The following is a 23,795-nucleotide window of genomic DNA, read 5'->3' as shown; positions in this document are numbered from 1 at the left end:
GGTGCATATCTCCATTCATTATGCCTTACTTCGAATTGTTTCTATATCGGACCGGGAATAGCACATATTTTTTCAGAGTCTGAATCAAACGTTCAGATTCAACCGGCTCCAAAAACAAGGCCCCGTTGGATTGTAAGGAGCACAAATGTAAAATGATAACGAACAAGCCTATGGAGATCCCAAATACACCAGCAAAAGCCGAAAGAAAAATAATTGGAAATCGCAGCAAACGAAAAGCGATAGCGGTGCTGAAAGAAGGAATGGTAAAAGATGCAATACCCGTCATCGCCACCACTATTACCATCGGACGGGACACGATTCCCGATTGTACAGCGGCTTCCCCGATAATTAATGCGCCCACGATGCTGACGGATTGACCCACTGCTCGAGGCAGTCTCAGGCTAGCTTCCCGCAAGATCTCGAAAGCAACCTCCATGATAATTGCTTCTACAAAAGTAGGAAAGGGGATCCCCGCTTTTGCGGAAAGAAAAGCCATTATTAACGGCGTTGGGATCATTTCCAGATGGAACGTAGTCAAAGCGATATATAACGAAGGTCCAAACAATGAAATAAATAGTGTGATCAAGCGTAAGAAACGCAAAAAATTAGCAAAATAAAATCTTTCATATAGATCATCGCTTGGGTGYAGCATTTCGAAAAACGAGGTAGGGGCAATCAAGGCATTCGGCGTTCCGTCAACTATCATTGCAATTTTCCCTCTATTTAACGCACTAACGATTCGATCAGGCCTTTCCGTATATAGGATCTGGGGAAAAGGTGAATAGGTGCTATCCTGAACCCATTCCTCTATTTGAGCGCTATCCACCACAACATTCAAGTCGATGGATTCGATTCTACTTTGAAATTCCTTTAGAACTTCTGGATCCACTTGATTTTCAAGATATAAAATGATAGCTTTTGTTTGACTTTGGCTCCCGATTATATACGATTTTGATTTTAATTCAGGTGTTTTCAGTCTCCTATAAACCATGCCAAGATTAGTTTGCAAATCTTCAGTTAATCCCTCGCGCGGCCCCCGAACATTAATTTCAATCTTCGGCTCATCTATCTGACGTGTGTTGTATCCGGGCAACATCATGCCATACGCTTCGGAGCGGCCTTCAACAAATATAACAATACCCGCATTTGCTATCAGGCTCACAATTCCATCCAGTTCCTGTATCGATTTAACCTCGCCTAGAGAATGAAACGACTCAATAATTACCTCATCTGCTTGTCCCTGCTGAACGAAAATATCTTCAGTCATTTTACGAATGATTTGTTGGTTTAATGTTTTTTCATCCACAAGGATATTTAAGTAAACAATAGAAGCTAACAGTGAATCGTCAGATTTACTAAAGTTACGGACAATTATAAAATCATTATCTGCAAATTGTTGTAACAACTTTTCTAGATTCGGGGCAATAGATGTACTAATATGTTCTGATTTCAACTCCATTGCTATGTCCCCCAAAAGTACATGAAGATAATGTAATTTCCAACGTATTCGTTCTCATTGATATTATTGGCTTAAATAATTCAGGAATATTCAACTATACGAATATAATTGTTTTGAATATTTCAAGGTGACGCCAACCACAACGCTTAATCGCAATCCTTTAACTGTCTAAAGTCAATATAGTAAAGTTACCTTTCAGATGGTCGAAAAAAGGTCGGAAAATCAGGGAAATTGATTTAGATAGATATGAGTCCATTTTAAGAAATGAATTTGAACAATAATATTATTATCTCTTGCTAAGTACAGTTCGGACATGTGGTGAGCGGGAACTATGTTAATGCATTAAACCCCCTTTTAGCAAAGGGGGCTGTGTTAATCTGAAACTATTTTATTTAGAAAAGAAGCAGACAGCCATGAAAACAGCTCTTTATGCTAATAATTTTGAAGAAATGCGCCAAAAGGGTTATTTGATTAAAGCTGAAAGGGGAGTCCAAGTTGCCATGATGGATTGGTTCCCTTCCAGTATTTATTTTGATGCTACAAACCCTAAAGCCAGGGAGTATGTATGGGCAAATTGCAAGTGAATTATTATGATTATGGAATCAACATCTTCTGGCTGGATGAAGCAGAACCTGAATACGATGTGTATGATTTTGATAATTATCGCTACGCTATGGGACCTAATGTTCAAATCGGAAATATATATCCGCAGCGCTATTCCAAAACCTTTTTTGACGGAATGCAGGCGGAAGGACAGGACAAAATCGTAAACACGGTTCGCTGCGCTTGGGCAGGCAGCCAACGATACGGCGCATTAGTGTGGTCGGGAGATATTCACTCTTCTTTTGAGGATTTCAGAAAACAAATCGTTGCAGGCCTTCATATGGGGATGGCGGGGATCCCTTGGTGGACGACGGATATCGGAGGGTTTGCAGGAGGTAACCCGGACGATCCCAAATTCCGTGAACTGCTAATCAGATGGTTCCAATGGGGGGCTTTCTGCCCTGTTATGAGATTGCATGGCGATCGCAGGGGTGGCAAGGAAGTATTCAGAAAAGACGGCAGCAAAGCATTTAATACAGGCGGAAACAACGAGGTATGGAGCTTTGGGGACGAGGCCTACGATATATTAGTTAAATATATGGAATTGCGGGAAGCCTTAAGGGATTATACCCGTGAGTTGATGAAGGAAGCCCATGAGAAAGGTGCGCCGGTTATGAGGCCGCTCTTCTATGAATTCCAGAATGACGATAAGGTCTGGGATATAAAAGACGAACGAATACCTGTATGGTCCGGATCTGTTGGTTGCCCCAATCCTTTATGAAGGCGCTGAATCAAGAGAGGTATATTTGCCTGAAGGTTCAAAATGGACTGATGCACGTACAGGAAGTATCTTCGCAGGCGGACAAACCATTCATGTTGAAGCACCTCTAAGCACGATTCCGGTATTTTTACGGGACGGAAAACAGAAATATCTCATCGGAAAAATATAATACTCTATCTCGGATCGGTCGTCCTTAAGGACTGCTTCCACATTTGTACCAGAGCTCTTGCTTCTAGCGAGATCGATTAAGCTGTATTGAACGCTGCGGGCAACCCCGAATGTCTTGGCGCCACATGCTGGACGTCGCTTGACGGATGCATGATCGGCCCTTCAAGCCTGTTGATGCTTGTGCTGCCGTTGCCGAACGGCGGCTTCCGGATGTGGTACAAGGATGAGGACTATCACTCTCTCATCTCTTCGGAAAGGAGGAGGGGGGACTGAGTAAGAATGATATTGAAATCTTGCGTGATGCATTATATCAATTAGCTTTATTACATCAATATAATCTCCTTAATCCCGATGAAATAAGTAAGAGTCAAGAGCTGGATCTTCTGATAAATGAAACGATTCAAGTAAAGCTGGGATGTCGTAGCGCATCAGAGTTATCGAAAGAGTGAGTTTCAGTCATTGGCTTCAATTTGCTTTAGCAAGCGGGCATTTCCGTGCGCCCCCTGTACTCTAGTGCAGGGGGTGGTTTTGTGCTTATCCATGGATTGAAAATCAAGGATATTGTTTTAATGCTCATTCGTATCCCCCCAAGTCGATGAGTAGATGGAAGTCTATATCATGCTACTTCTTGTCCTGAAATTCAAGGTTTAGTGTTATAACATCGTATATAATCCGTATTGGAAGAGAAATTCAAGAAATCGGGAGTGTGAGTAGAATTGTCAGCATAGCGAAAATGAGGGTTAGTATGAAGGCCGACTACAAGACAATAAATTCGGCTTTAAAAAAAGTAAGCGTTTACATATTCGATGGCGCTACTTTCATTGATGGTTTAGGCGCAAATCCCCCGGTTATTCCCGGATTTTATCCCAACCCTAGCAAATATTACTAATTCAAGGTGAGGTCCCATGAGTAAGGTCATTCTCGTTGATGATGAAAAGCTAATACGTCAGGAATTGCTAGTGATGGTCGATTGGAAAAGTCACAGCTTTGAAGTAATTGGTGAAGCAAGCAATGGAAGAGAGGCTTTATTGTTGTATACGGATTTACGGCCTGATCTTATGGTCATTAATATTTGTTTGCCTGATATAAATGGCTTTCAGTTGATTGAAGAAATTCGCAAGCTTGATTCGGATTGTCAATTTATCATCGTAAGCGGTTATGCAGATTTCTCATACGCCAAGACTGCGATGCTGAAACTAATGAGACATATTGAAGATCGTGAACAGGGTGTTGTATTCATTCATGACTCAACAGTAGGAGTAGTTTTACGTGAAACGAGGTTAAATAATTTCGATGCTACAGGCTTGTATTGTGAATTTTTGAAAACGCTTGCATTTGAAAATGTACAATTTATTGCGGTCGTGGGAGAAGCTGTCGAATCGACCGTCGATATCGGGAAATCTTACTACGAGGCTGTAAATTTATTAAAGAATGAGTTTCTGTACCGAGGGGAAACGAGAATTTTGACTTCTGACATTTTCAAGCAGCCCAATTTTCAGACGTGCACGTCAGCACTATAGAGCTTTCATGAAGAAGAACGGCGAAGCCATCTAAAGAACGCAGGCCGCTCGAGCCGGTAGACCATATTTGTGGCATTACTTGCAAGGGGAATTATCTATTTATGCATATACAGGAAAAGCCAGCCTTTAAAAACATGGTTTTGCTATGTGATCCTGAAAAAAGGCGTCGTGCGATACTAGTGCTCGCTAGCTATATAAAAAGGCCCAATCTCGAAAGATTGAGCCTCTTTGAATAGCCGTTTTGCTTTAGCCTTTTACCCCGCCAACGACCATCCCTTTGACAAAATACTTCTGTAGAAACGGATAGACCATAATAATCGGCACACTGGCTACGATCGTCATCGTTGCGCGAACCGATGTTGGCGTAACCGCCGTTACATTTCCCTGCGCATTAGCAAAGGCATCAGCCGCCGAGCCGCCTGAACTTGTCGTAGCGCTTGATGTGGACAACACCTTCATCAGTTCGTACTGCAAGGTACTTAGATTAGGCCGTGAAGAGTTGTATAAGAATACGTCAAACCAGGAGTTCCACTGGGATACCGCTACGAACAAAGACACCGTAGCAAGAGCAGGAACAGTAAGCGGAAGCACAATACGCACAAATGTGGTAAAGTCTCCGGCGCCATCGATTTTAGCCGATTCCATGATGCCCTCCGGCAAACCTTCAATGAAGGAACGAATAACAATCATATTGAACACGCCGATAATGCCCGGGATAATGTATACCCAGAAGCTGTTCAACATTCCAAGCTCTTTGGTCAGCAGGTAGCTCGGAATCAAGCCACCGCTGAAATACATCGTAAAAATGAAGGTAATAGCTACAAACTTTTTCAATGCATATTCAGGACGGCTGATCGTATAAGCCAGCATCGCCGTACAAAACACGGAGATGATCGTCCCGATGATTGTCCGTGCCGCGGAGATAAAGGTCGCATAAAACACATTAGACTCGTTAAACACATATTCAAAATTTCTCAGAGTCCATTCGCGTGGCCAAATATAAATGCTGCCTCGAATCGAATCATTCGCATCGTTAAACGACAAGGCAAACATATTCAAGAAGGGGTACAGGGTCAAAATGATTAGGATAATCATAAAAATGATGTTACACACATCGAAAATTTTATCGCCCATTGAAGAATTTCGTGCTGATTTGGCTTGTTCCACAGCCTTAGCCTCCTTTCATTTAGTACAATCTACTTTCGCCCATCCGTTTGGCGAGGTTGTTGGCGGCGATGAGGAAGATGAAGCTGACCACGGTTTTAAACATTCCGGCTGCGGTCGCCAAGCCAAAGTTATTCATTTGCATGCCGTATTTCAAGACGAATATATCCAGATTTTCCGAGAATTCAACATTAATACCGTTGCCGAGCAAGTATTGCGCTTCGAACCCGGACTCCAGAATATGACCCAGATTCATAATCAGCAAAATGATTATGACTGGCTTCATGCCTGGAAGCGTAACATGCCACATCCGTTGAAGGCGTGAAGCGCCATCCATCTCTGCTGCTTCATACTGAGTAGGGTCAATCGTCGTAATGGCGGCCAAGTAAATGATGGTGTTCCAGCCGACATTCTTCCACACTTCCGTTACTCCGAGGATACCCCAGAAATATTCGCCTATCCCCAACCACAGAATAGGATGATCGATGAGCTGCATTCGGAGCAGCAACACATTGACTATACCTTCGGGCGCCAGCGCTGTTTGCACGATATTTGCAGCTACTACCCATGAAATAAAATGCGGCAAGTAGCTGATCGTCTGCACCGCCCGCTTAAAGTAGACCTTACGCAGTTCATTCAGCAGTAGTGCCAGCACGATGGCCGTTACAAACCCCAGCACCAGATTGATAGAGCTCATAACGAGCGTATTGCGCAGGACTAGATAAAACTGTTGTTCTTTGAACAAAGACCTGAAGTTATCCAATCCGATCCAGGTCTGGTCGAATAGATCCCTTGCCAATCTGAATTTTTGAAAAGCAATCGTCCATCCCCAGAGCGGAAGATACTTAAATATGATGACCCAGATGAGAAAAGGCAACGACATCAGCATCAGCATTTTCTGTTTAGACAATGTTTTGAATAAGGTTCTCAGGCGCGAATCTTCAGAAGTCGATCTTGCCATCTGTACTGCATGTTTCTCCACCGATCCGTCTCCCTTCCGGCTAAAACTGTATCTCTCTAACAAGTGTAGAAGGGAAAAGTGAAGTGACTTCACCTTTCCCGGTTCATTATTATGATTCAGAAGCTGCCGCCTACCAATTTCCTGCGATACGCTCCTTCACCTTAGTGGTCATGAATTTCTCGAAACCGGCAGCACCCAGCTTGTTGAACTCTGCAATATACTCATTCCAAGTGGATTCAAAGGCTGCTTCAGAAGCAAACACCATTTTTGGATAGTATTTCTGCTGGAGATCTCCTGCTTTCTGATTGAAGATCTGTTCAGGAGAGCCTTGTACTTTCTCGATGCTCCAGGCAGGGTACCATGGGCGCTCAACTGGTTTGGAATAGAAGCCGGAGAAGGTCTTCAGACCGTAGGCTTTTAGCAAGGCTAGATCACCCTCTGTGTAATTGACCGCCGCTACTTCCGGCTGACTGGTGGGCACATGAGCGTTGCCGTCCTCGTACACCGAGTTGTTGCCGTAACGCGGCCACTCATAATCGAAATACGCCCAGCCGTAAGTACGTTTAAATTCATTGTCGTTGCGGTTGGCTAATTGCTCCTTGCTCATGACGAAACGGCCTTCTTCATTTACCGAGTAGGTGACATCTTTCTCACCCCATTGAAGGAGCTTCTGATTTTCATCTGTCAACATGTTATCCCAATATTTAATGATGCGTACCGGATCCTCAGCGCTCACGGTAATTCCGAGCCCGCGGTTGTTGACGAAGGAAGGTGGATCAATATAGGCATCTGTGATGCTTTCATCAAAGACAATGGGAAGCGCCACATAACGAAGGTCGTCATTGCCAGCCGCTTTCAGATTGTTGGTCGCATCTCCAATCTGCCAGGAATAGTTGGCATATCCCAGCACGCGGCCGGACGTAAGCTTAGCCAGGTACTGATCTTTGTTAGCGGTAAAGGTCTCCGGATCAAGCAAGCTTTTCCGGTTCATCTCGTTTAATGAGGCAAGCCAGCGTTTCTCATATTCGGTGCCCATATAAAGCTTGGCTTCATGGGTCTCCATGTCAACCATGACGTTGCCGTCGTTCGGATATCCGGCAAGATGCATCGGCTGATTGGTTATGGTGAAAAACTCACCAGGGGTGCCGGCGAACGTAAGGAAGCCAATCGTGCCTTTTCCGTCAACAGAAGGGTATTTGGCTTGATACTGCTCGATAAGATCAAAATATTGATCAAGCGTTTTCACTTCCGGATACCCGAATTCTTTCAGCACGCGGCGCTGCATCCAAAAAGTACTGGACGCGTCCGGCTCCATCAAATAGCCGTTTACATTGGCAGTGAAAGGAAGAATATAGATGTTGCCRTCCTCATCCTTCATCTTGTCCATATAGTCGCCGTAGACACGCTTGATGTTAGGACCGTACTTCTCAATTAGATCGTTGAGCGGGATGAACGCGCCTGCATCCAAGAGCTTAGAAAGCTCGCCTACCGGAGAGATGACATCGGGATAATCGCCGCCGGCAATCATGACACCGGACTTTGTGCTAGCATCCCCTACAACATACTCCATCTTCCAATCGACACCTGTCTGCTTCTGGAGAATCTTGCCGATGGTTGTGTTGCTGGCAATCACGTCTTTATTCGTACCGAAGGCGAAGTAATCGTATCTTACCGGGTCTGTACTGACCTCTCCGTTCGTTCCGCCTGCTTCTGTGTTGCTTCCTGCTGAATTATTATTTGAGCAGCCAGCAAGGAGGATTGTCGTAGCCGTTAGAACGGCCAGGCTGTACTGCAGCCATTTTTTCTTGCGCATTGTTGTATCCCCTTTCTCTATCAAAGTATTGTAAGCACTTTCAGTATAGAAGAAAACGCATACTATTGTTATATAGCAAACCTTAGATCGGTCTTTGAATAATTAAGGTTTTCTTATGCAGGTTCAATCTTTTTTGTCCAGTGGCAGACGCAGCATGATCCGTGATCCTCCTCCCGGATGACTGTCAATTGTGAAGGTGAACGATTCACCATAGCATATTTTCAGGCGAGTAATGACATTTTTCATTCCGATGGAATCGCCCATGATAGCCTCCTCATGGAGGTAATGATGAAGCTCCCGTATCTTCTCCTGATCCATGCCCACCCCATTGTCCGCAATGAGGAAGACAATCTGACCATGTTCTTGCGCGATCTGAATCGTAATATACCCAATGCCCGGCACATTCTCGATGCCATGAATGCTTGCATTTTCCACAAACGGCAAAAAGGTCATCTTCGGAATTTCAATATCCAGAAGGGATTGATCCACTTCGATATGATACTCCAGTTTACTGTCAAAACGGTACTTCTGAATTTCCAGGAAGCTTTCCATCAACTCAAGCTCCTCGCGAATCGTAACGAAGCTCCGTTTCCAAAGAATCGATTTACGAAAGATTTTTGCCATGTTTTGAATTGTCTTGGCCGTTTGTATCTCGCCCTTCATCTGGCTTCGCATTCGGATCGTCTCCAGCGCATTAAATAAAAAGTGAGGGTTGATCTGACTGTGTAGCGCATGTAATTGGGCTTGTCTTTGGCTCAGCTCCAGCTCTTTCTTCTGTATCTCCGTTTCATACACATCATTAATCAGGTTTTCGATCCGCTCGCTCATTCGGTTGAACTCCACTGCAAGCTCGCCTACCTCGTCCCTTTCCCGATGATAAGGAATACGTTCAAAGTTTTTGCCTTTTATGGACTTCATGTGTTTCAGGATTTTTTGAATGCGTGTATGGATCGAGCGGGAAACAAGCACGATTACGATCGTAGGCACAAGAAAATTAATCGCTGCAAACCAAAGGATAAATTGCCCTGATTGTCTGACATCATACAAAATTTTCTCTTCATCCAAGACCCCGTATACCGTCCAGTCTCCCAAATAGCGATTATTATGATATTGCTTGCTGATGACGATTGCTTTATTGGGTCTGGGTATATCTTTGAGGCTTAGTGGCTGCCCTGTTGTGATCTGAACACTTGGTTGACCGCTGGACAGTCTGCCGTAACGAGCTTGATTAGACGGATCCAGAAAGTAAAAGTCCCCCTTAAAGCTGGATAAATCAAGAATTTGAGTAATATAATCCATATTCAAGTCTATTTTCATCACATGCTCATACGTCTCGGTCCGGCGATCGGATAGCTTTTGAATAACGCTGATACTGTCGGACGTTACGTACAAATAGGGATACGTATTATTAAAATTTTTGATTTGATGATACCAATCCGTGTTCCGCATCTCGTCCTCGAGTCTGATGATATGGCTCGAGGCCAGTATCGTCGGATTGTCACTCATAATGACAACGGAGCTGATGGTTTTGTACTCCTTGTCGGCTCGGTTGAACAGATTCGAAATGGCATTCAGTGACTCCACATAGCGATCATGAGACGCATGAACGATGTTTAAATGATCGTTGAGCTGCTTGTTAATAGAATACAGATAGGAAATACCTGCTGCATCTTCAATGACTGCCCCTAATTCTGCTTTCAATTGATTTATTGCTTGTTCCGCATCTGCCGTTTTCTGATTTTTTATGTTAATGGTTGTCACATGATAGAACATCACGTTAGTTAGTACGATCGGTACGAATACGCATACAATATAGATGAAGACCAGCTTGTTTCGGAGCTTCAAATGATGAAAATGAAAGTTGAGCACGAGGGGGAGCCTCCTTATTTTTTACCGATCATCTTATTGCGATAATCCGTTGGCGTCATGTTCTCCAGCTTTTCAAACTGGGCAGCAAAATAATCGGCATTTTGAAAGCCTACGAGATCCGCGACTTCATACATGCGTTTTTTCGTTTGCCGCAGCAGCCGCTTTGCCTCCTCGATGCGAAGCGAAAGCACATACTCATTGAAATAAACGCCGTAATTTTTGCGAAACAGCTGTCCGAGATAGACCGGATTCATGTGAAATTCGGCAGCAATCCCTTTCAGATAGATGTTTTCTTTGTAGTGGCTGTCGATATATTTTTTTACTTTTTCAATACTGCCCTCGTTCTTTTCGCCTCGCTTTTCCGCGATATATTTAGCCGCTTCTTCTATAAATTGCAAAAAAACATGCCTTAGCTGCTTCAAATTGCGGTATTTCATCTGCCAATTGAGCAACTCGTTCAACCATTGCAGATCTTTTTCGTTTCCTTCCAGCTGCCGGATGATATTGATGATAGCAATCATAATTCGCCTTATCGTATTCGTAACTGCACCTGAAGCGAAATGCCTCTCCTGAAAGGCAATAAAAATGGCATCAATAGCGGAGTTATAACCTTCCTTTTGATCCGCTTCAATCTCATAAATGAGCTTGCTGTGCAGGTCTTCATCCACATCAAAATAATATAAGGGCAGCTCCAGCAGGTCCGATGCCATAAAGATACCGTTAAAGCCGGCGGCAAAACGATAATTCAAGCATTCCGCGGCACTGATTCCGGAATGAGCGATATTTTTTAAATGGCTTGCCGTATAGCCTATAAACAAAGCTATTGTCGTTGCAAGCTCCGCCTCCAGCATATCAAGCAGCTTGCCGTAGTTCGTCCGCTCTGCCTCGCTTTGCTCGTCCAGCCACAACTGAGGCACAATAAAGCCATATTGATTGTACGCGCGTACATGAATGAGCAGAGGTTGTCCCTCATGATGAAAATATTGCTGGAGCGATGTTTGCAGTGCGGGCAAATAGTCGATTTCCCCTTGAGGCAGCCTATCCTGTATTTCTGCAATGATATACGTATAGGAAGAGGTGAGTGGAAGCTCCAGCGCATGGGCAATCCGTGCCATCACTTGCTCGCTGGGCTCGGTCTGCAGCAAGCTTTCGATGACGGTTTCGACAAGCGGCTTTTCTCTCGTTATCGATAAGAGCTGTTTTTGATTCAGCGTATTGGCTATTTTTTTTAAGGTAGATGTAAGCTCCTGTTCATCAACCGGCTTGAGGATATAATCCGACACATTGAAACGAAAAGCTTGCTGAGCATAAGAGAAGTCGGGGTACCCGCTTAATATGATAAACAGCGGTTGATGGTCGCCCTCCGCTTTCACCTTTTGGATCAGCTCCAGACCGTCTAGCACGGGCATGCGTATATCCACAATGACTAGGTCCGGGGTCAGTAGTTCAATAAGCTCCAGTGCTTGCTCCCCGTTTTCCGCTTCGCCACAGATTTCAAATTGTTGTGACGACCAATCCATTAGACTGATCAACCCCTTGCGGACAAAAATTTCGTCATCCACGATAAGCACCTTATACATGGTTTTTCCTCCTTCGAGAAATCTACTAAGACATTTATTTCGGTCAGTTTGGGAATGAAGCTCTCCCTTGCAGGCGTTTGAAAGCCGAAGGCGACATCCCCTTGTATTTCTTGAATTGCTTTGAGAAGTAGCTTAGATGCTGAAAGCCGTTCTCAAGCGCCGCTTCCAGCATGCTGCATGAGCCGAATTGAATCATGAGTGCGGCGCTGTTAACTCGGAGCAGATTAATATATTCCAGCGGCCTCATGTCCGTCAGCTCCTTAAATAGCCGGCACAGATGGGACGGCGAAATAGAGCCGATGGACGCCAAATCGTCAAGCGTGAGCGGAGACTTGTAGTTTTCGTCGATGTACTCCAGCACTTGAAGCAGGTTCTTCCATTTGTGCGTGTTTAATGGATTGGCGCGTTCGTATAGCTGCTTTGGAATCAAATGTGAGTAGAGAGCCGCGAGAAGCATATAAAGCCGTCCCTTGACGCCAAGCTGAAATCCGCCATGTTCGTTTCGGTATTCCGCGAGCAGATCCTCGATTCGGCCAATCCCTAGCTGATCCTGCACTCGACGTCGCGTCAACAGGGAAGGGAACATAAATTCTCCACGAAGAAGCGGATTCAAGTACTGCTCCTGACAGAAATCGGGATGCAGGGCGGATAGCCACGACAGCTTGAATACGATAGCGGAGTAAGAGCAACCGTATGCGGAATCACTATAGCCGCTGTGGGGCTCACCCGAATTGACGATCAGACAATCGCCAGCCTGCACGGGGATCTCCACATGGCTCACGGAGAATACGGCCTGTCCCGCTCGGATATAGATCAACTCGATTTCCTCGTGCCAATGCAACGGAAGGATAGACTGATTTCCCGAAAGGTAATCTACGTTGTAGACGGCGAACGGAAAGTCAGAGGAACCGTGCGTTACTTTTTCTAGGAGACGGTATTCCAGCAAAGATATTCACCCTCTATCAATATTGAGTTAATTATAAGCAAAATTGAGTTAGAAGTTAATTTATATAATCAATATCATTATAATTGAAGGGGATTGCATAGCGGAAGGTAATGAATGCCAATCGTGAATTACAAGCAGCTACCGGAGGCTCTGCTGATCGAGACGGACGAAGGTTGCTGCATCTTATTCGACCGATCAGATTGCGAATATCAAGTAGCTTAGCGAGATTATGGTAGCAGCCATAGGACCGACCCAAACCATTAGGGAATTGACGATCTACGACTTCGATGGAAACCGGATCTCTACAGGGGCTTTGCTGAATTACACGAAGGAGGATATGACTGCGAACGAAGCCATGGTATAAAGCCGTGATCAGGGGAGAAGGAGGAGTCGTTGTCGGCTTGCCGGAGCCGGATGACTAGCTGTATCCGTACGAAGGGGAGGACAAGACCGGTCGCTAATATTTCGAGCAGCGATCCAGCCAGGAGCGCCCTACTTTTTACATAAACAATCCGTTAAGCGGGGAGAACGACGGGAGTGTATAAAAAGATCAGATTTTGGAGCTTAAAGGAGGCGATAATGAAGGAATCTAAAGAAGGTGTCCTAGAAGCCAAGGCTTTTAGGATACCTTCTTTTAAATATCTTCCTGCTAATTAATTTGTACCAGTTGCCATTGCTGATTGAGATCGCCGCGGTATAGATTTTGTTGAATCTTCGCTCCATCGGCGGTGGAGGAACCGACGACCTCAACCGCTTTATTGCTGTTCACGTTGAGGATGTTCCAATACCCGTTACTCATTCTTATCAATCGGAACTGCTGTGCGGTATTGGAGAGATCCTGCATAAGCTGAATCGCTTCCCCGTTGTTTTTTGTTCCGTTACGAACATCCATGACTTTGTTGTCGGACGAGCTTACGCTTCGCAATTCGTAATAGTTATTGTAGGTGCCTTGATCCGTGACGACCCAGCGCTGTGCTGTCGTATTGTTGTCCGTCCACTGTTGAAGCTGTAGCGCGTTCGTGTTCTGACCGCCTGGAACCTCAAGTATTTTACCTGAAGCACGGTTTACAATCTTATAAGTCGCGCCATTAGTGACTCCATTCCATACGCCGTTCCAAGGATTAAACTGCGCGCGTTCATAGTACCATTCGAAAATAAAACGGGCCATGCCGTCCCGGGCAGTATTGCCATCATACATCAAACCGCCTGTCGGGTCTGCGAATGAGCTTCTCGTGCCGGGATTCAATAAAAATCCGTTCATATGGACGGCAATGCTCACATTGCCTGCTGCCGTGAAGATCGCCTTGGTGTTTTTGCCGAAGCCCGCGTTCGAGCCGTTGAACAGATCCCAGTAGGAGGAGTCTCCCGGTTGGGTCTTGAACCAGGTTGTTTCCGTAATATTAATTGGATAATTATCGGCGCAGGGCTTAATATTGGTGTCCCATTGCTGTTGCAAAGGATTGTAATCATCATAGGCGCCATAGCCCGGATACCAGTGTACGGAATAACCTATATTGTTCAGTGGATCCGTCAGCGGATAGGCTGCGCATAGTTGATAGTATTGATCCCAACCAAGTCCCGATGCCCAGATGACGTTATCCGCGCCTTTACCGCGAATCGTGGAGATCATGGAATTTTGGAAATTTTTGAGCGAGTTCCAGTAATCAACGAAATTGGATTGAGAAGGATGTCCGCCCCAAACACCATTGACATCAGATAGCACTGGCTCGTTAATGAGCTCGAACATAACATTATCCGCACTTTTGATTTCTGGTTGATCAGCGAGGTATCCCCAAATCTGATTAAACTTAGCGAGATTGGCAGGAGTTGTCGCTTGGTTATTGCTTAAAGTGAAATCGAGGCCGAGGGTGACATAGAGGCCCTTGGTCTTGGCATAGTTGATATACGGAATGATGACGTTCTGAGTAACGGCCTGCAGGCCGGCAAAATTGTAAGTGCCCGCTGCAACGTCGCCCATGTCTTCCCGGTCAATGAATAGACGTACCTGATTCATATACCATCCATGGTTGTTACCGTATTTGGCCGAGGTGCTCGTAAAGGTGTCGGTGATATCCTTCAAATACGCCAAGATCGCCGCATGTCGATTCCCGCCATTCTGATTCAGGTAGTAATTGCTGTTTTGGTACGTCCAGTAAGCGCCCGAAGGCTGATGCCATCCGCTTAACAACACCGGTTGTCCGCTGCTGTTCACCAATTGGTTGCCGCTTACATGAAGCTTGGACATCGGCATCCCAACCCACGCTTCTGCCTTCTTGCCGTTCAGCAGCACTGGCGACATCACTAGCGCCATAAGCAGCAGAAGCTTTACTGCCAATCTGACTTTCTTTTTAATCATTAATACTCATCTCCTTTTATTTGTTTGATATATGTAAATTCATGGTAGTACTTGGATTGGGCGAAGCGGATGGTAGATGGAGCGCCTAAAGCCTATAAGGAAGAGAAAGAAAAAGCGGTGTAGTTATTTATTAGGAGTAATATGTATGCGTTTGCAAGAACGAGTGTACTATTCGGGGGTTAAGGTCGACAACCTGTCAAATAATGGTTCTACGACCCTTCTAACTCTAACTTTGACGTACGAGTGAGAAGTATCAATTGACAGGTTGTTAGTGCAGTTTGCAAAGTTTATAATTTTTGGATATGAAACAAGTGCAATCAGAAAGGGGAAGGGAATATGATGAATCCGGATCACGATGAATCTATAAGTCACGCCGCTCAGCCAGGGTATGACCAGTACAGGGAAAACATTGCCCGCGGAAAAATAACAACGGTTGAGTATTTCTCAATGACAGTGGGAAGTAAGCGCAAAGCGATGATTTACATCCCTCCCGGTTATTCCGAATATCAAAGGTATAACGTTCTCTATTTATTGCACGGTATCGGCGGTGACGAAGCGGAATGGTACAATCATGCGGGGCCGCAAGTGATTCTTGATAATATGTATGCAGACCGCAAGCTTGCGCCTATGATCGTGGTCTTGCCCAACGGTCGTGCAATGCAGAACGACCGGGCGGAGGGGAACCTATTTGAAGCAAACAAATTAAAGGCGTTCGAAGATTTCGAATCCGATTTGCTTCATGATCTTATACCTTATATAGAATCGAACTATCCAGTTCTAGTGGGGCGAGAGAACCGTGCAATTGCCGGTTTATCGATGGGAGGAGGTCAATCGCTCAACATCGGTTTAGGCAATCTCGATCGATTTTCTTGGATTGGGGGTTTTTCTTCCGCGCCTAACACGAAGGAGCCCGAGTTGCTTGTCCCGGAACCGGATGAAGCGTCGTCTAAGCTCAGACTTCTCTGGTTGTCATGCGGGCTTTTGGATAATCTTAAGCATGTCAGCGATCGGACGCATACTTATTTGAAACTGAATAATGTGCCACACATTTGGTACGAGGAGAGCGGCGGTCACGATTGGCCGGTTTGGAAGAACGATTTATACCATTTTTCCCAACTCATTTTTAGATAACTTGTCTAGCGACTGATTCCTTATAGGTACAATGGTGAAAAAAACCATGGTATCATGGAACTTTGGTTTCTCGACTACCTATACGTGCACTTGCGTGGACTTCAAAAGAGATAAGCAGCTAGACGACATTGTCGATAGTTTGGTACAATATTTAAGAACATTGTTTTATATTATAGAACGAAAGGAGGGGTATATTCCATGCCGATCATACAATCGCTCGACCGGGCGCTTACTATTCTTGATCTTTTCGACGAGCAGAACCGCGAGCTGAAAATTACCGAGATCAGCGCCAGGGTTGGACTGCATAAGAGTACCGTGCATTCTCTGCTCAAGACGCTTCAGCTTCATCGCTACATTGAACAGGACGAGAACGGTCTCTATCGGCTCGGCATGCGTCTGCTGGAGAAGGGGCAGCTGCTATTGCAGGGCTTTGATATCCGGGAGATCGCGAGAGGACCGATGGAAGCGCTGTCCGTGAAGACGGGACAGACCGTTCATCTGGTCATCCGGGACGGAGCGGAAGGCGTCTATATCGATAAGGTCGAGGGGAGCAAAGCTGCGATCCGGTATTCCCGGATCGGTCGGCGCGTTCCGCTGCACAGCAGCGCAGTCGGCAAAATGCTGGCGGCGTTCCTGCCGGAGGCCGAGCTTTCGCGACTGCTGGAGGGATACGATTATTCTATTCATACGCCTCATACGATATCGAATGAGCCGGCTTTCCAGAAGGAACTGAGCTCTGTGCGGCTTACAGGCATCGCTTATGACCGAGAAGAGAATGAGCCGGGCGTCCGCTGCGCCGCGGCGCCGGTATACGACCACGGCGGGCACGTTGCGGCGGCGGTCAGCATTTCAACTATGACGTCTACGGTCGGCGATGAGGAATTGGCGCAGTTCGTCCTGTATTTGCAGGAAACGTCAGAACAGATTTCCCGCGGACTCGGCCACCGCCCAAGATAATGCTTGGAGGCGCAAAGATCCTGGCCGGGTCTTCGTTTTTCATTATATCAGAACGTGGTTTTATATTATAAAACAAAAAACGGGAGGCCATGTCATTATGCGTATTTTTCGTTATCGGGAAGCTTCAAGAATCTATTTAGGAGTGAGGACGGAAGAAGGAGCAGCTTACCGGCTGGATGCGCCGGACCTGATGGCGCTTGTCGCAGAGGCTCGTACAGCCGGACAGACAACCGCGGCCTATATTGAGACGCTGCTCGGCAGCCTCTCGCCGCTCGGAGTGCCGGCGGAAACGCTGGATCTGACGACGCCACTGGACGCGCCGGAGGTATGGGCGGCCGGCGTGACCTATCTGCGCAGCCGCGAGGCACGGAATTACGAGGCGACGGAAGGGCGGCTTGACGCGGACACGTTTTACGACAAAGTATACGAGGCCGAGCGCCCGGAGCTGTTCATGAAATCGACCGCGGCCCGTACCGTTGGTCCTGGCGATGCGGTATGCCTGCGCAGCGATTCCTCGTGGCAGGTTCCGGAGGCGGAGCTGGGGCTTGTTCTGGACAGCACCGGCGCAATCGTCGGTTACACGGCCGGTAATGATATGAGCTGCCGCGACATCGAAGGCGAAAATCCTCTTTACCTGCCGCAGGCGAAAATTTGGAAGCGATCATGCTCAATCGGACCGTTCGTCCGGCTGGCGGAAACAGTGGCTGACCCGTACGCGCTTTCGATTGCCTGCCGCATTTACCGGGATGAAGCCCTGGTCGTTGAAGAATCGGCTGGTACCGGGCAATTGAAGCGCAGGCTAGAGGATCTGGCCGACTTCCTGAAGCGGGATAACGACCTGTTCGACGGTACGGTACTGCTGACAGGCACCTGTCTTGTTCCGCCGAACCAGTTCACGCTGGCATCCGGCGATCGGATCGAGATTGAAATCGAAGGCATCGGGACATTGGTGAACACAGTACTCTGCACTCATGAGCTGGAAACGGCTCCTATTCACGCCTAAGGGGGATAAAGCAATGGCAAACAGCCAACATTCGATGAACACGGAAATTGCGACAATCGACAACTATATCGGCGGGGAATGGAAAACCCCCATCTCCGGCAGGCGCAAGCCCGGATTTAATCCGGCCCGCAGCAGCGAAATCGTCGGGCAAGCGCCCGACTCTGACCGCGAGGATCTAGGCGTTGCGGTAGCATCCGCCGAAGCGGCCCGGCACGCCTGGCGCAAGCTGACCGGCGCCCAGCGCGGCGCATTGCTGTTCAAGGCTGCAGATCTGCTGGAAAGCCGAATGGAGGAAGTCGGGCGGGCGATGACCCTCGAGATGGGCAAGACGCTCGGCGAGGCGAAGGGCGAGACAGCTCGCGGCGCGGCTATTTTGCGCTATTACGCAGGCGAGGGAATGCGACCAGTCGGTGAGGTCATTCCGGCGACGGATGCGGAAGCATTAATGTTCACAACACGTGCGCCGCTCGGCGTTGTCGGCATTATTACGCCATGGAATTTTCCTGTAGCGATTCCAGTTTGGAAAATGGCGCCTGCCCTGATCTACGGCAACACCGTCGTTTGGAAGCCGGCAGCCGAGACGGCTGTTACCGCTTCGCTGGTTATGGCTTGCTTCCATGAAGCCGGCTTTCCGGCGGGCGTGGTGAACATGGTCATCGGCGACGGCGCCGTCATCGGGCAGGGGATCGCAGAGCACCCGGACATTCATGGTGTCACGTTCACGGGCTCGGGCGCCGTCGGCAAGCGTGTCGGCCAGCTCGCACTGGCCCGCGGGGCCAAGTATCAGCTGGAAATGGGCGGAAAAAATCCGATCATCATCGCCGCCGACGCCGATCTTGATCTTGCGGTTGATGCGACGATCAGCGGAGGGCTGCGCTCCACCGGCCAGAAATGTACGGCAACGAGTCGGGTGATCGTCGTGCGCGACGTTTATGATGCTTTCCGGACGAAATTGCTCGAGAAAGTGAAGACGCTCCAGGTCGGTGACGGCCTGAACGCGGATACGTGGCTTGGCCCTTGCGCCAACCGGAAGCAGTATGATACAGTGCTGCACTACATTCGCAAGGGCAAGGAGGAGGGCGCGGAGCTGCTCATCGGCGGCGATCGGCCGGCTGATTCGGCGCTCGCGGACGGCTTTTTCGTGACACCTGCCGTATTCGACCGGGTGACCCCGAAGATGTCCATTGCTCGGGAGGAAATTTTCGGGCCGGTGCTGGCGCTGATCGAGGCGCGCGACCTGGATGAGGCGATTGAGCTCGCGAACGATACGGAATACGGCCTCAGTGCTTCGCTGTATACCCGTAACATCGGTAATGCTCTGAAGTTCGTTCAGGAAACGGATGCAGGGCTCGTCCGCGTCAACGCCGAAACGGCAGGCGTAGAACTGCAGGCTCCGTTTGGCGGCATGAAAGGCTCCAGCTCCCATTCGCGCGAGCAGGGACAGGCGGCGATCGAGTTTTATACGTCGGTGAAAACGGTGTTCGTGAAGCCTTAACCGGGAGGGGGAACGCACGATGGAGGATCTGTTAAAAGCTGTGATGGGCAGGGAAGACGAGCATTATTTCGAGGTGGCCACGCATGCGCCGGGACCATCCGGCAAGCTGCCACTTACACCGGAGCTGCTGCTTAACGCGCCGAGCGGCGACCTGTTCGGTTGGAGCCAGAATGTCGGCATGGGTTGGCGGGCGGACCGATTGCAGGGCAGGGAGGTGCTCATTCTGGGCACGCTTGGCGGTATCCGTGGCGAGGACGGCACGCCGGTCGCGCTCGGCTTTCATACCGGACATTGGGAGATCGGCCTGTTGATGAAGGCGGCTGCTGAAGAGATCGCCGGGGCGGGAGGCATCCCGTTCGCCGCCCATGTCAGCGATCCATGCGACGGCCGCTCGCAGGGCACGACAGGGATGTTCGATTCGCTGCCGTATCGCAATGACGCGGCTATGGTAATGCGGCGGCTAATCCGCTCACTTCCTACGAGAGCTGCCGTTATAGGCGTCGCAACGTGCGACAAGGGGCTGCCGGCCATGATGCTGGCGCTTGCCGGCATGAAGAAGCTTCCCGGCGTTATCGTGCCGGGCGGCGTTACGCTGCCGCCGACGAATGGAGAGGACGCCGGCAAAATCCAGACGATCGGCGCCCGTTACGCGAACGGCGAGCTTTCGCTGGAAGAGGCTGCGGATCTCGGCTGCCGAGCCTGCGCGACGCCGGGCGGCGGCTGTCAGTTCCTCGGCACGGCGGGAACCGCGCAGGTGGTGGCGGAGGCATTGGGTTTGACTGTGCCGCATGCCGCGCTGGCCCCGTCTGGCCAGCCGGTCTGGACGGAGATGGCGCGTCAATCCGCCCGGGCAGCCATGGCGCTAGCAAGCCGTGGCCTGACACTTGGCGACCTGCTGACGGACGCGTCCATCCGAAACGCAATGGCGGTTCATGCGGCCTTTGGCGGCTCCACCAACCTGCTGCTGCACATCCCAGCGATCGCGCATGCGGCGGGACTCGCGGTGCCGAACGCCGGGGACTGGGCGGAGGTTAACCGGAGCGTTCCGCGGCTCGTCAGCGTGCTGCCGAACGGACCCGTACCGCATCCAACAGTTCGCGTGTTTCTGGCCGGCGGCGTGCCTGAGGTCATGCTGCATCTTCGACGCCTCGGCCTTCTGGATGTAAGCGTGCTCACTGCGGCAGGCGTCACGCTTGACGAGACGCTGAACTGGTGGGAGACTTCCGAGCGGCGTCGGCGCATGCGCGCTTATCTCGCTGAGCGGGAAGGCATCGACCCGGACACGGTCATCTACAGCCCGGACCAGGCGCGGATTGCAGGCCTGACACCAACCATCACGTTCCCTACCGGCAATATCGCGCCGGAAGGATCGGTGATCAAGTCGACGGCGATTGACCCTTCGGTTCTGGATGCAGAAGGTGTATTCCGACATGTAGGCCGGGTCAAAGTGTTCACGACCGAACGCGACGCGATCCGTGCGATTAAGACCGGCGGCATCTCAGCGGGCGACATTCTGGCATTGATCGGACGCGGCCCGTCGGGCACCGGGATGGAGGAGACGTACCAACTGACGTCCGCGCTGAAGCATTTGACCTTCGGCCGGCAGGTATCACTTCTGACCGATGCCCGATTCTCCGGCGTGTCGACCGGCGCTTGCATCGGCCATATTGGGCCGGAGGCGCTAGCCGGGGGTCCCGTCGGACTGCTTCGAGACGGCGATTGGGTGGACATCCGTATCGACACTCGCAAGCTGGAGGGCTCGATCCATATGGTCGGCTGCGGCCCGCAGCCTGGCACGCCGGAAGCCGGCTCGGCTGTTCTCGCTGCGAGAGCGCCTCATCCCGGATTGTCGGAGGACCCCGGGCTCCCGGACGATACTCGTCTGTGGGCCGCGCTGCAATCAGCCAGCGGCGGAACCTGGCAGGGCTGCGTCTACGACACGAATCGTATCATCCGGACTCTGGAAGCCGGCATGCGCGCGCTAGCGGCGGAAGGTGCCGGTAAATAGTCCAAAAAACGAAAAGGAGAAACGCCAACTATGAGCACGATAGCTAATCCGATTCTGAGGGGCTTTAATCCAGATCCGTCGATTCTTCGCGTCGGGGAAGATTATTATATCGCCACGTCGACCTTCGAATGGTTTCCCGGTGTCCAGTTTCATCACTCCCGTGATTTACGGAACTGGCGCTTGCTGGCGCATCCGCTTACGAGGAGAAGCCAGCTCGACATGCTTGGCAACCCGAGCTCCGGCGGCATCTGGGCGCCGTGCCTGAGCTACAGCGACGGGACGTATTACCTCATTTATACCGATGTGAAGAGCCATCTGGGTCCGTTCAAGGACACGCACAATTACCTCATAACCGCATCCGATATAAAGGGGCCGTGGTCGGAGCCCGTATACTTGAACAGCAGCGGCTTCGATCCGTCGCTGTTTCATGACGAGGACGGACGCAAATGGCTGCTTAACATGGTGTGGGACCATCGCAAGGGGCGGAATCGTTTCGGCGGCATTCTGATGCAGCAGTACGACGAACGGGAACGGAAGCTGGTCGGTCCGATCCGCAATATTTTCGAGGGAACGGAGCTGGGGCTGACAGAAGGACCGCATATTTACCGCAAGGGCGGCTTCTATTACTTGATTACCGCGGAAGGAGGCACCCGCTGGAATCATGCGGTTACGGTCGCTCGCTCTGAATCGCTTTTCGGTCCTTACGAGGTCGATCCTGCGAATCCGATGCTGACTTCACGGAACAATCCCGAGCTGCCGCTTCAGCGGGCGGGGCATGCCGATCTCGTGGAAACGCCGTCCGGCGAATGGTATATGGTTCACCTTTGCGGCCGGCCGCTAGAGACTTCCCGGATGTGCAATCTGGGGCGGGAAACCGCGATTCAGAAGGTCGAGTGGACGGAGGAGGGGTGGCTGCGGCTGGCAGGCGGAGGGAATGAACCGCTGCTGGAGACAGCTGCGCCTGCAGGGCTGCCGGAGCACCCGTTTGACGAATCGGCGCATGGCACCGGAACGGACCATTTTGACGGAAAGACGCTCGGCATCCATCTGAACACGCTTCGGGAGCCAGCGGACGATGCTTGGCTGTCGCTGCGTGAACGGCCCGGCTTCCTGCGCCTGCGCGGCCGGGAATCATTCTCTTCGGCCCACTGTCAGAGCCTCGTCGCGCGCCGGCAGCAGTCGTTCGCGGTCGAAGCCGAGACAGTAGTCGAATTCGAGCCTGACACGTATCAGCAGATGGCGGGCTTGGTTTACTACTACAACGCGAAAAACTGGTTTTATTTGCGAATCAGCCGTGACGAAGAGCTGGGCAAAAGCATCACCATCCTGACAAGTAATCAGGGGCAATACGACGAGCCGCTGGAGCGGGACATTTCCGTCGACGGCTGGGAGCGGGTTTATTTGAAGCTGACGCTGAACTACGAAACGGCCCAATTTCACTATTCGGCTGACGGGCACGAATGGACGGCGATCGGGCCCGAACTGGAGGCCGGGCGGATGTCCGACGAGAATGCGGAGGCGAAGCGCGGCGGATTTTTGCTCGACCAAGGCTTTACCGGAGCGTTCGTCGGCGTGTGCGTCCAGGATTTAAGCGGTGCCCGAAAGCATGCGGATTTCAATTATTTTGTTTATCGTGAAATGGAAGAATAACCGCATCAAAGATTTGTAATTCCATATGATCGGTATGCAAGCGACAACGTACGCAGCCCGACCCTTTCTCAATCGAAAAGGTCGGGTATTTGCTGTGGCGAAGGAACTTCGTATAATGACGAATATTCGAAATGGCAGTATTTTTGGTAAGCGCTTGCAATTAGTAAACGCGGGTTAACAAAGTAAAAAGATGAAAATTGTTAGGCGCAATTGTGGAACATTATAATGAAAGCGTAGCCATCATAAACGGCATATCACAAATATTGAAATGGGGGATTCGGAAATGAAACAAAATAAACGAAAAAACTCCTATACCAAAGGAATGACGCTGCTGCTGGCGGCGGTCATGCTGACTTCGGCATGCAGCGCCAATACCGGAGGGAACAACAAT

The 23,795-nt window shown here is 49.4% G+C and carries 20 protein-coding genes; 12 read left to right on the top strand and 8 right to left on the bottom strand.

The window, feature by feature from the left end; genetic code table 11:
- Positions 1-25: 25 nt before the first annotated feature.
- Positions 26-1,459: a spore germination protein gene (locus AC1DLI_RS31495; protein ID WP_477609199.1), complete on the bottom strand. Its 1,434-nt coding sequence runs from the start codon at positions 1,457-1,459 to the stop codon at positions 26-28.
- Positions 1,460-1,872: 413 nt separating this feature from the next.
- Here AC1DLI_RS31495 and AC1DLI_RS31490 point away from each other — a divergent pair, with 413 nt between their 5' ends.
- From AC1DLI_RS31490 to AC1DLI_RS31470, 5 genes are all read left to right on the top strand, one after another.
- Positions 1,873-2,043 (top strand): hypothetical protein, encoded by a 171-nt coding sequence (locus AC1DLI_RS31490; protein ID WP_477609197.1) that lies wholly within the window; start codon positions 1,873-1,875, stop codon positions 2,041-2,043.
- Complete coding sequence (locus AC1DLI_RS31485) at positions 2,025-2,783, top strand: TIM-barrel domain-containing protein (protein ID WP_477609195.1); 759 nt, start codon at positions 2,025-2,027, stop codon at positions 2,781-2,783. The genes AC1DLI_RS31490 and AC1DLI_RS31485 overlap by 19 nt, the downstream gene beginning before the upstream one ends.
- Positions 2,761-2,952 (top strand): hypothetical protein, encoded by a 192-nt coding sequence (locus tag AC1DLI_RS31480; protein WP_477609194.1) that lies wholly within the window; start codon positions 2,761-2,763, stop codon positions 2,950-2,952. The genes AC1DLI_RS31485 and AC1DLI_RS31480 overlap by 23 nt, the downstream gene beginning before the upstream one ends.
- Before the next feature lie 268 nt (positions 2,953-3,220).
- Positions 3,221-3,400, top strand: a complete 180-nt coding sequence (locus AC1DLI_RS31475) for an aspartyl-phosphate phosphatase Spo0E family protein (protein WP_477609225.1) — start codon at positions 3,221-3,223, stop codon at positions 3,398-3,400.
- A 456-nt stretch (positions 3,401-3,856) separates the two neighbouring features.
- A complete protein-coding gene (locus AC1DLI_RS31470) occupies positions 3,857-4,471 on the top strand; it encodes a response regulator (RefSeq protein WP_477609193.1) in 615 nt (204 codons plus the stop codon).
- Positions 4,472-4,717: 246 nt separating this feature from the next.
- Here AC1DLI_RS31470 and AC1DLI_RS31465 read toward each other — a convergent pair whose 3' ends face one another.
- The 6 genes from AC1DLI_RS31465 to AC1DLI_RS31440 all read right to left on the bottom strand — a co-directional run bounded on the left by AC1DLI_RS31465 (position 4,718) and on the right by AC1DLI_RS31440 (position 12,804).
- Positions 4,718-5,605 (bottom strand): carbohydrate ABC transporter permease, encoded by an 888-nt coding sequence (locus AC1DLI_RS31465; protein ID WP_477609223.1) that lies wholly within the window; start codon positions 5,603-5,605, stop codon positions 4,718-4,720.
- 52 nt (positions 5,606-5,657) lie between these two features.
- Positions 5,658-6,596 (bottom strand): ABC transporter permease, encoded by a 939-nt coding sequence (locus AC1DLI_RS31460; protein WP_054026898.1) that lies wholly within the window; start codon positions 6,594-6,596, stop codon positions 5,658-5,660.
- Between the two features lie 130 nt (positions 6,597-6,726).
- Positions 6,727-8,409, bottom strand: a complete 1,683-nt coding sequence (locus AC1DLI_RS31455; RefSeq protein WP_477609191.1) for an ABC transporter substrate-binding protein — start codon at positions 8,407-8,409, stop codon at positions 6,727-6,729.
- 123 nt (positions 8,410-8,532) lie between these two features.
- The gene (locus AC1DLI_RS31450; RefSeq protein WP_477609189.1) at positions 8,533-10,278 is read right to left on the bottom strand and encodes a sensor histidine kinase; all 1,746 of its coding nucleotides are present in this window, start codon (positions 10,276-10,278) and stop codon (positions 8,533-8,535) included.
- A 14-nt stretch (positions 10,279-10,292) separates the two neighbouring features.
- Positions 10,293-11,858 (bottom strand): response regulator transcription factor, encoded by a 1,566-nt coding sequence (locus tag AC1DLI_RS31445; protein ID WP_477609187.1) that lies wholly within the window; start codon positions 11,856-11,858, stop codon positions 10,293-10,295.
- A gap of 43 nt (positions 11,859-11,901) precedes the next feature.
- The gene (locus AC1DLI_RS31440; RefSeq protein WP_477609185.1) at positions 11,902-12,804 is read right to left on the bottom strand and encodes an AraC family transcriptional regulator; all 903 of its coding nucleotides are present in this window, start codon (positions 12,802-12,804) and stop codon (positions 11,902-11,904) included.
- A 229-nt stretch (positions 12,805-13,033) separates the two neighbouring features.
- On the opposite strand from AC1DLI_RS31440, the gene AC1DLI_RS31435 reads away from it, so the two are divergent.
- The gene (locus AC1DLI_RS31435; protein ID WP_477609183.1) at positions 13,034-13,168 is read left to right on the top strand and encodes a hypothetical protein; all 135 of its coding nucleotides are present in this window, start codon (positions 13,034-13,036) and stop codon (positions 13,166-13,168) included.
- Between the two features lie 285 nt (positions 13,169-13,453).
- On the opposite strand, the gene AC1DLI_RS31430 is transcribed toward AC1DLI_RS31435, so the two are convergent.
- Positions 13,454-15,160 (bottom strand): RICIN domain-containing protein, encoded by a 1,707-nt coding sequence (locus AC1DLI_RS31430; RefSeq protein ID WP_477609181.1) that lies wholly within the window; start codon positions 15,158-15,160, stop codon positions 13,454-13,456.
- Between the two features lie 336 nt (positions 15,161-15,496).
- On the opposite strand from AC1DLI_RS31430, the gene AC1DLI_RS31425 reads away from it, so the two are divergent.
- The 6 genes from AC1DLI_RS31425 to AC1DLI_RS31400 all read left to right on the top strand — a co-directional run bounded on the left by AC1DLI_RS31425 (position 15,497) and on the right by AC1DLI_RS31400 (position 23,404).
- Positions 15,497-16,291, top strand: a complete 795-nt coding sequence (locus AC1DLI_RS31425; RefSeq protein ID WP_477609179.1) for an alpha/beta hydrolase — start codon at positions 15,497-15,499, stop codon at positions 16,289-16,291.
- 198 nt (positions 16,292-16,489) lie between these two features.
- Positions 16,490-17,248: an IclR family transcriptional regulator gene (locus AC1DLI_RS31420; protein ID WP_477609177.1), complete on the top strand. Its 759-nt coding sequence runs from the start codon at positions 16,490-16,492 to the stop codon at positions 17,246-17,248.
- 97 nt (positions 17,249-17,345) lie between these two features.
- A complete protein-coding gene (locus tag AC1DLI_RS31415; RefSeq protein WP_477609221.1) occupies positions 17,346-18,251 on the top strand; it encodes a fumarylacetoacetate hydrolase family protein in 906 nt (301 codons plus the stop codon).
- Between the two features lie 13 nt (positions 18,252-18,264).
- Positions 18,265-19,746, top strand: coding sequence for an alpha-ketoglutaric semialdehyde dehydrogenase GucD (gene gucD / locus AC1DLI_RS31410; protein ID WP_477609175.1), 1,482 nt, complete (start codon positions 18,265-18,267; stop codon positions 19,744-19,746).
- 19 nt (positions 19,747-19,765) lie between these two features.
- Positions 19,766-21,754 carry a YjhG/YagF family D-xylonate dehydratase gene (locus tag AC1DLI_RS31405; protein ID WP_477609173.1) on the top strand — a complete coding sequence of 663 codons (1,989 nt, stop codon included), beginning with the start codon at positions 19,766-19,768 and terminating at the stop codon, positions 21,752-21,754.
- 30 nt (positions 21,755-21,784) lie between these two features.
- Complete coding sequence (locus AC1DLI_RS31400; RefSeq protein ID WP_477609171.1) at positions 21,785-23,404, top strand: glycoside hydrolase family 43 protein; 1,620 nt, start codon at positions 21,785-21,787, stop codon at positions 23,402-23,404.
- Positions 23,405-23,795: the final 391 nt, after the last annotated feature.

This window comes from Paenibacillus sp. 01T443 (assembly GCF_056398325.1).
Note: the sequence above shows the minus strand (reverse complement) of the source record. Positions and strands in the feature narration are given on the sequence as shown.

Excerpts from the sequence above, each read along its gene's own strand:
- AC1DLI_RS31405 (WP_477609173.1), top strand. The coding sequence starts at position 19,766 with ATGGAGGATCTGTTAAAAGCTGTGATGGGCAGGGAAGACGAGCATTAT.
- AC1DLI_RS31490 (WP_477609197.1), top strand. The coding sequence starts at position 1,873 with ATGAAAACAGCTCTTTATGCTAATAATTTTGAAGAAATGCGCCAAAAG.
- AC1DLI_RS31420 (WP_477609177.1), top strand. The coding sequence starts at position 16,490 with ATGCCGATCATACAATCGCTCGACCGGGCGCTTACTATTCTTGATCTT.
- AC1DLI_RS31425 (WP_477609179.1), top strand. The coding sequence starts at position 15,497 with ATGATGAATCCGGATCACGATGAATCTATAAGTCACGCCGCTCAGCCA.
- AC1DLI_RS31460 (WP_054026898.1), bottom strand. The coding sequence starts at position 6,596 with ATGGCAAGATCGACTTCTGAAGATTCGCGCCTGAGAACCTTATTCAAA.
- AC1DLI_RS31465 (WP_477609223.1), bottom strand. The coding sequence starts at position 5,605 with ATGGGCGATAAAATTTTCGATGTGTGTAACATCATTTTTATGATTATC.
- AC1DLI_RS31400 (WP_477609171.1), top strand. The coding sequence starts at position 21,785 with ATGAGCACGATAGCTAATCCGATTCTGAGGGGCTTTAATCCAGATCCG.
- AC1DLI_RS31435 (WP_477609183.1), top strand. The coding sequence starts at position 13,034 with ATGGTAGCAGCCATAGGACCGACCCAAACCATTAGGGAATTGACGATC.
- AC1DLI_RS31445 (WP_477609187.1), bottom strand. The coding sequence starts at position 11,858 with ATGTATAAGGTGCTTATCGTGGATGACGAAATTTTTGTCCGCAAGGGG.
- gucD (WP_477609175.1), top strand. The coding sequence starts at position 18,265 with ATGGCAAACAGCCAACATTCGATGAACACGGAAATTGCGACAATCGAC.
- AC1DLI_RS31415 (WP_477609221.1), top strand. The coding sequence starts at position 17,346 with ATGCGTATTTTTCGTTATCGGGAAGCTTCAAGAATCTATTTAGGAGTG.
- AC1DLI_RS31470 (WP_477609193.1), top strand. The coding sequence starts at position 3,857 with ATGAGTAAGGTCATTCTCGTTGATGATGAAAAGCTAATACGTCAGGAA.
- AC1DLI_RS31485 (WP_477609195.1), top strand. The coding sequence starts at position 2,025 with ATGGGCAAATTGCAAGTGAATTATTATGATTATGGAATCAACATCTTC.
- AC1DLI_RS31430 (WP_477609181.1), bottom strand. The coding sequence starts at position 15,160 with ATGATTAAAAAGAAAGTCAGATTGGCAGTAAAGCTTCTGCTGCTTATG.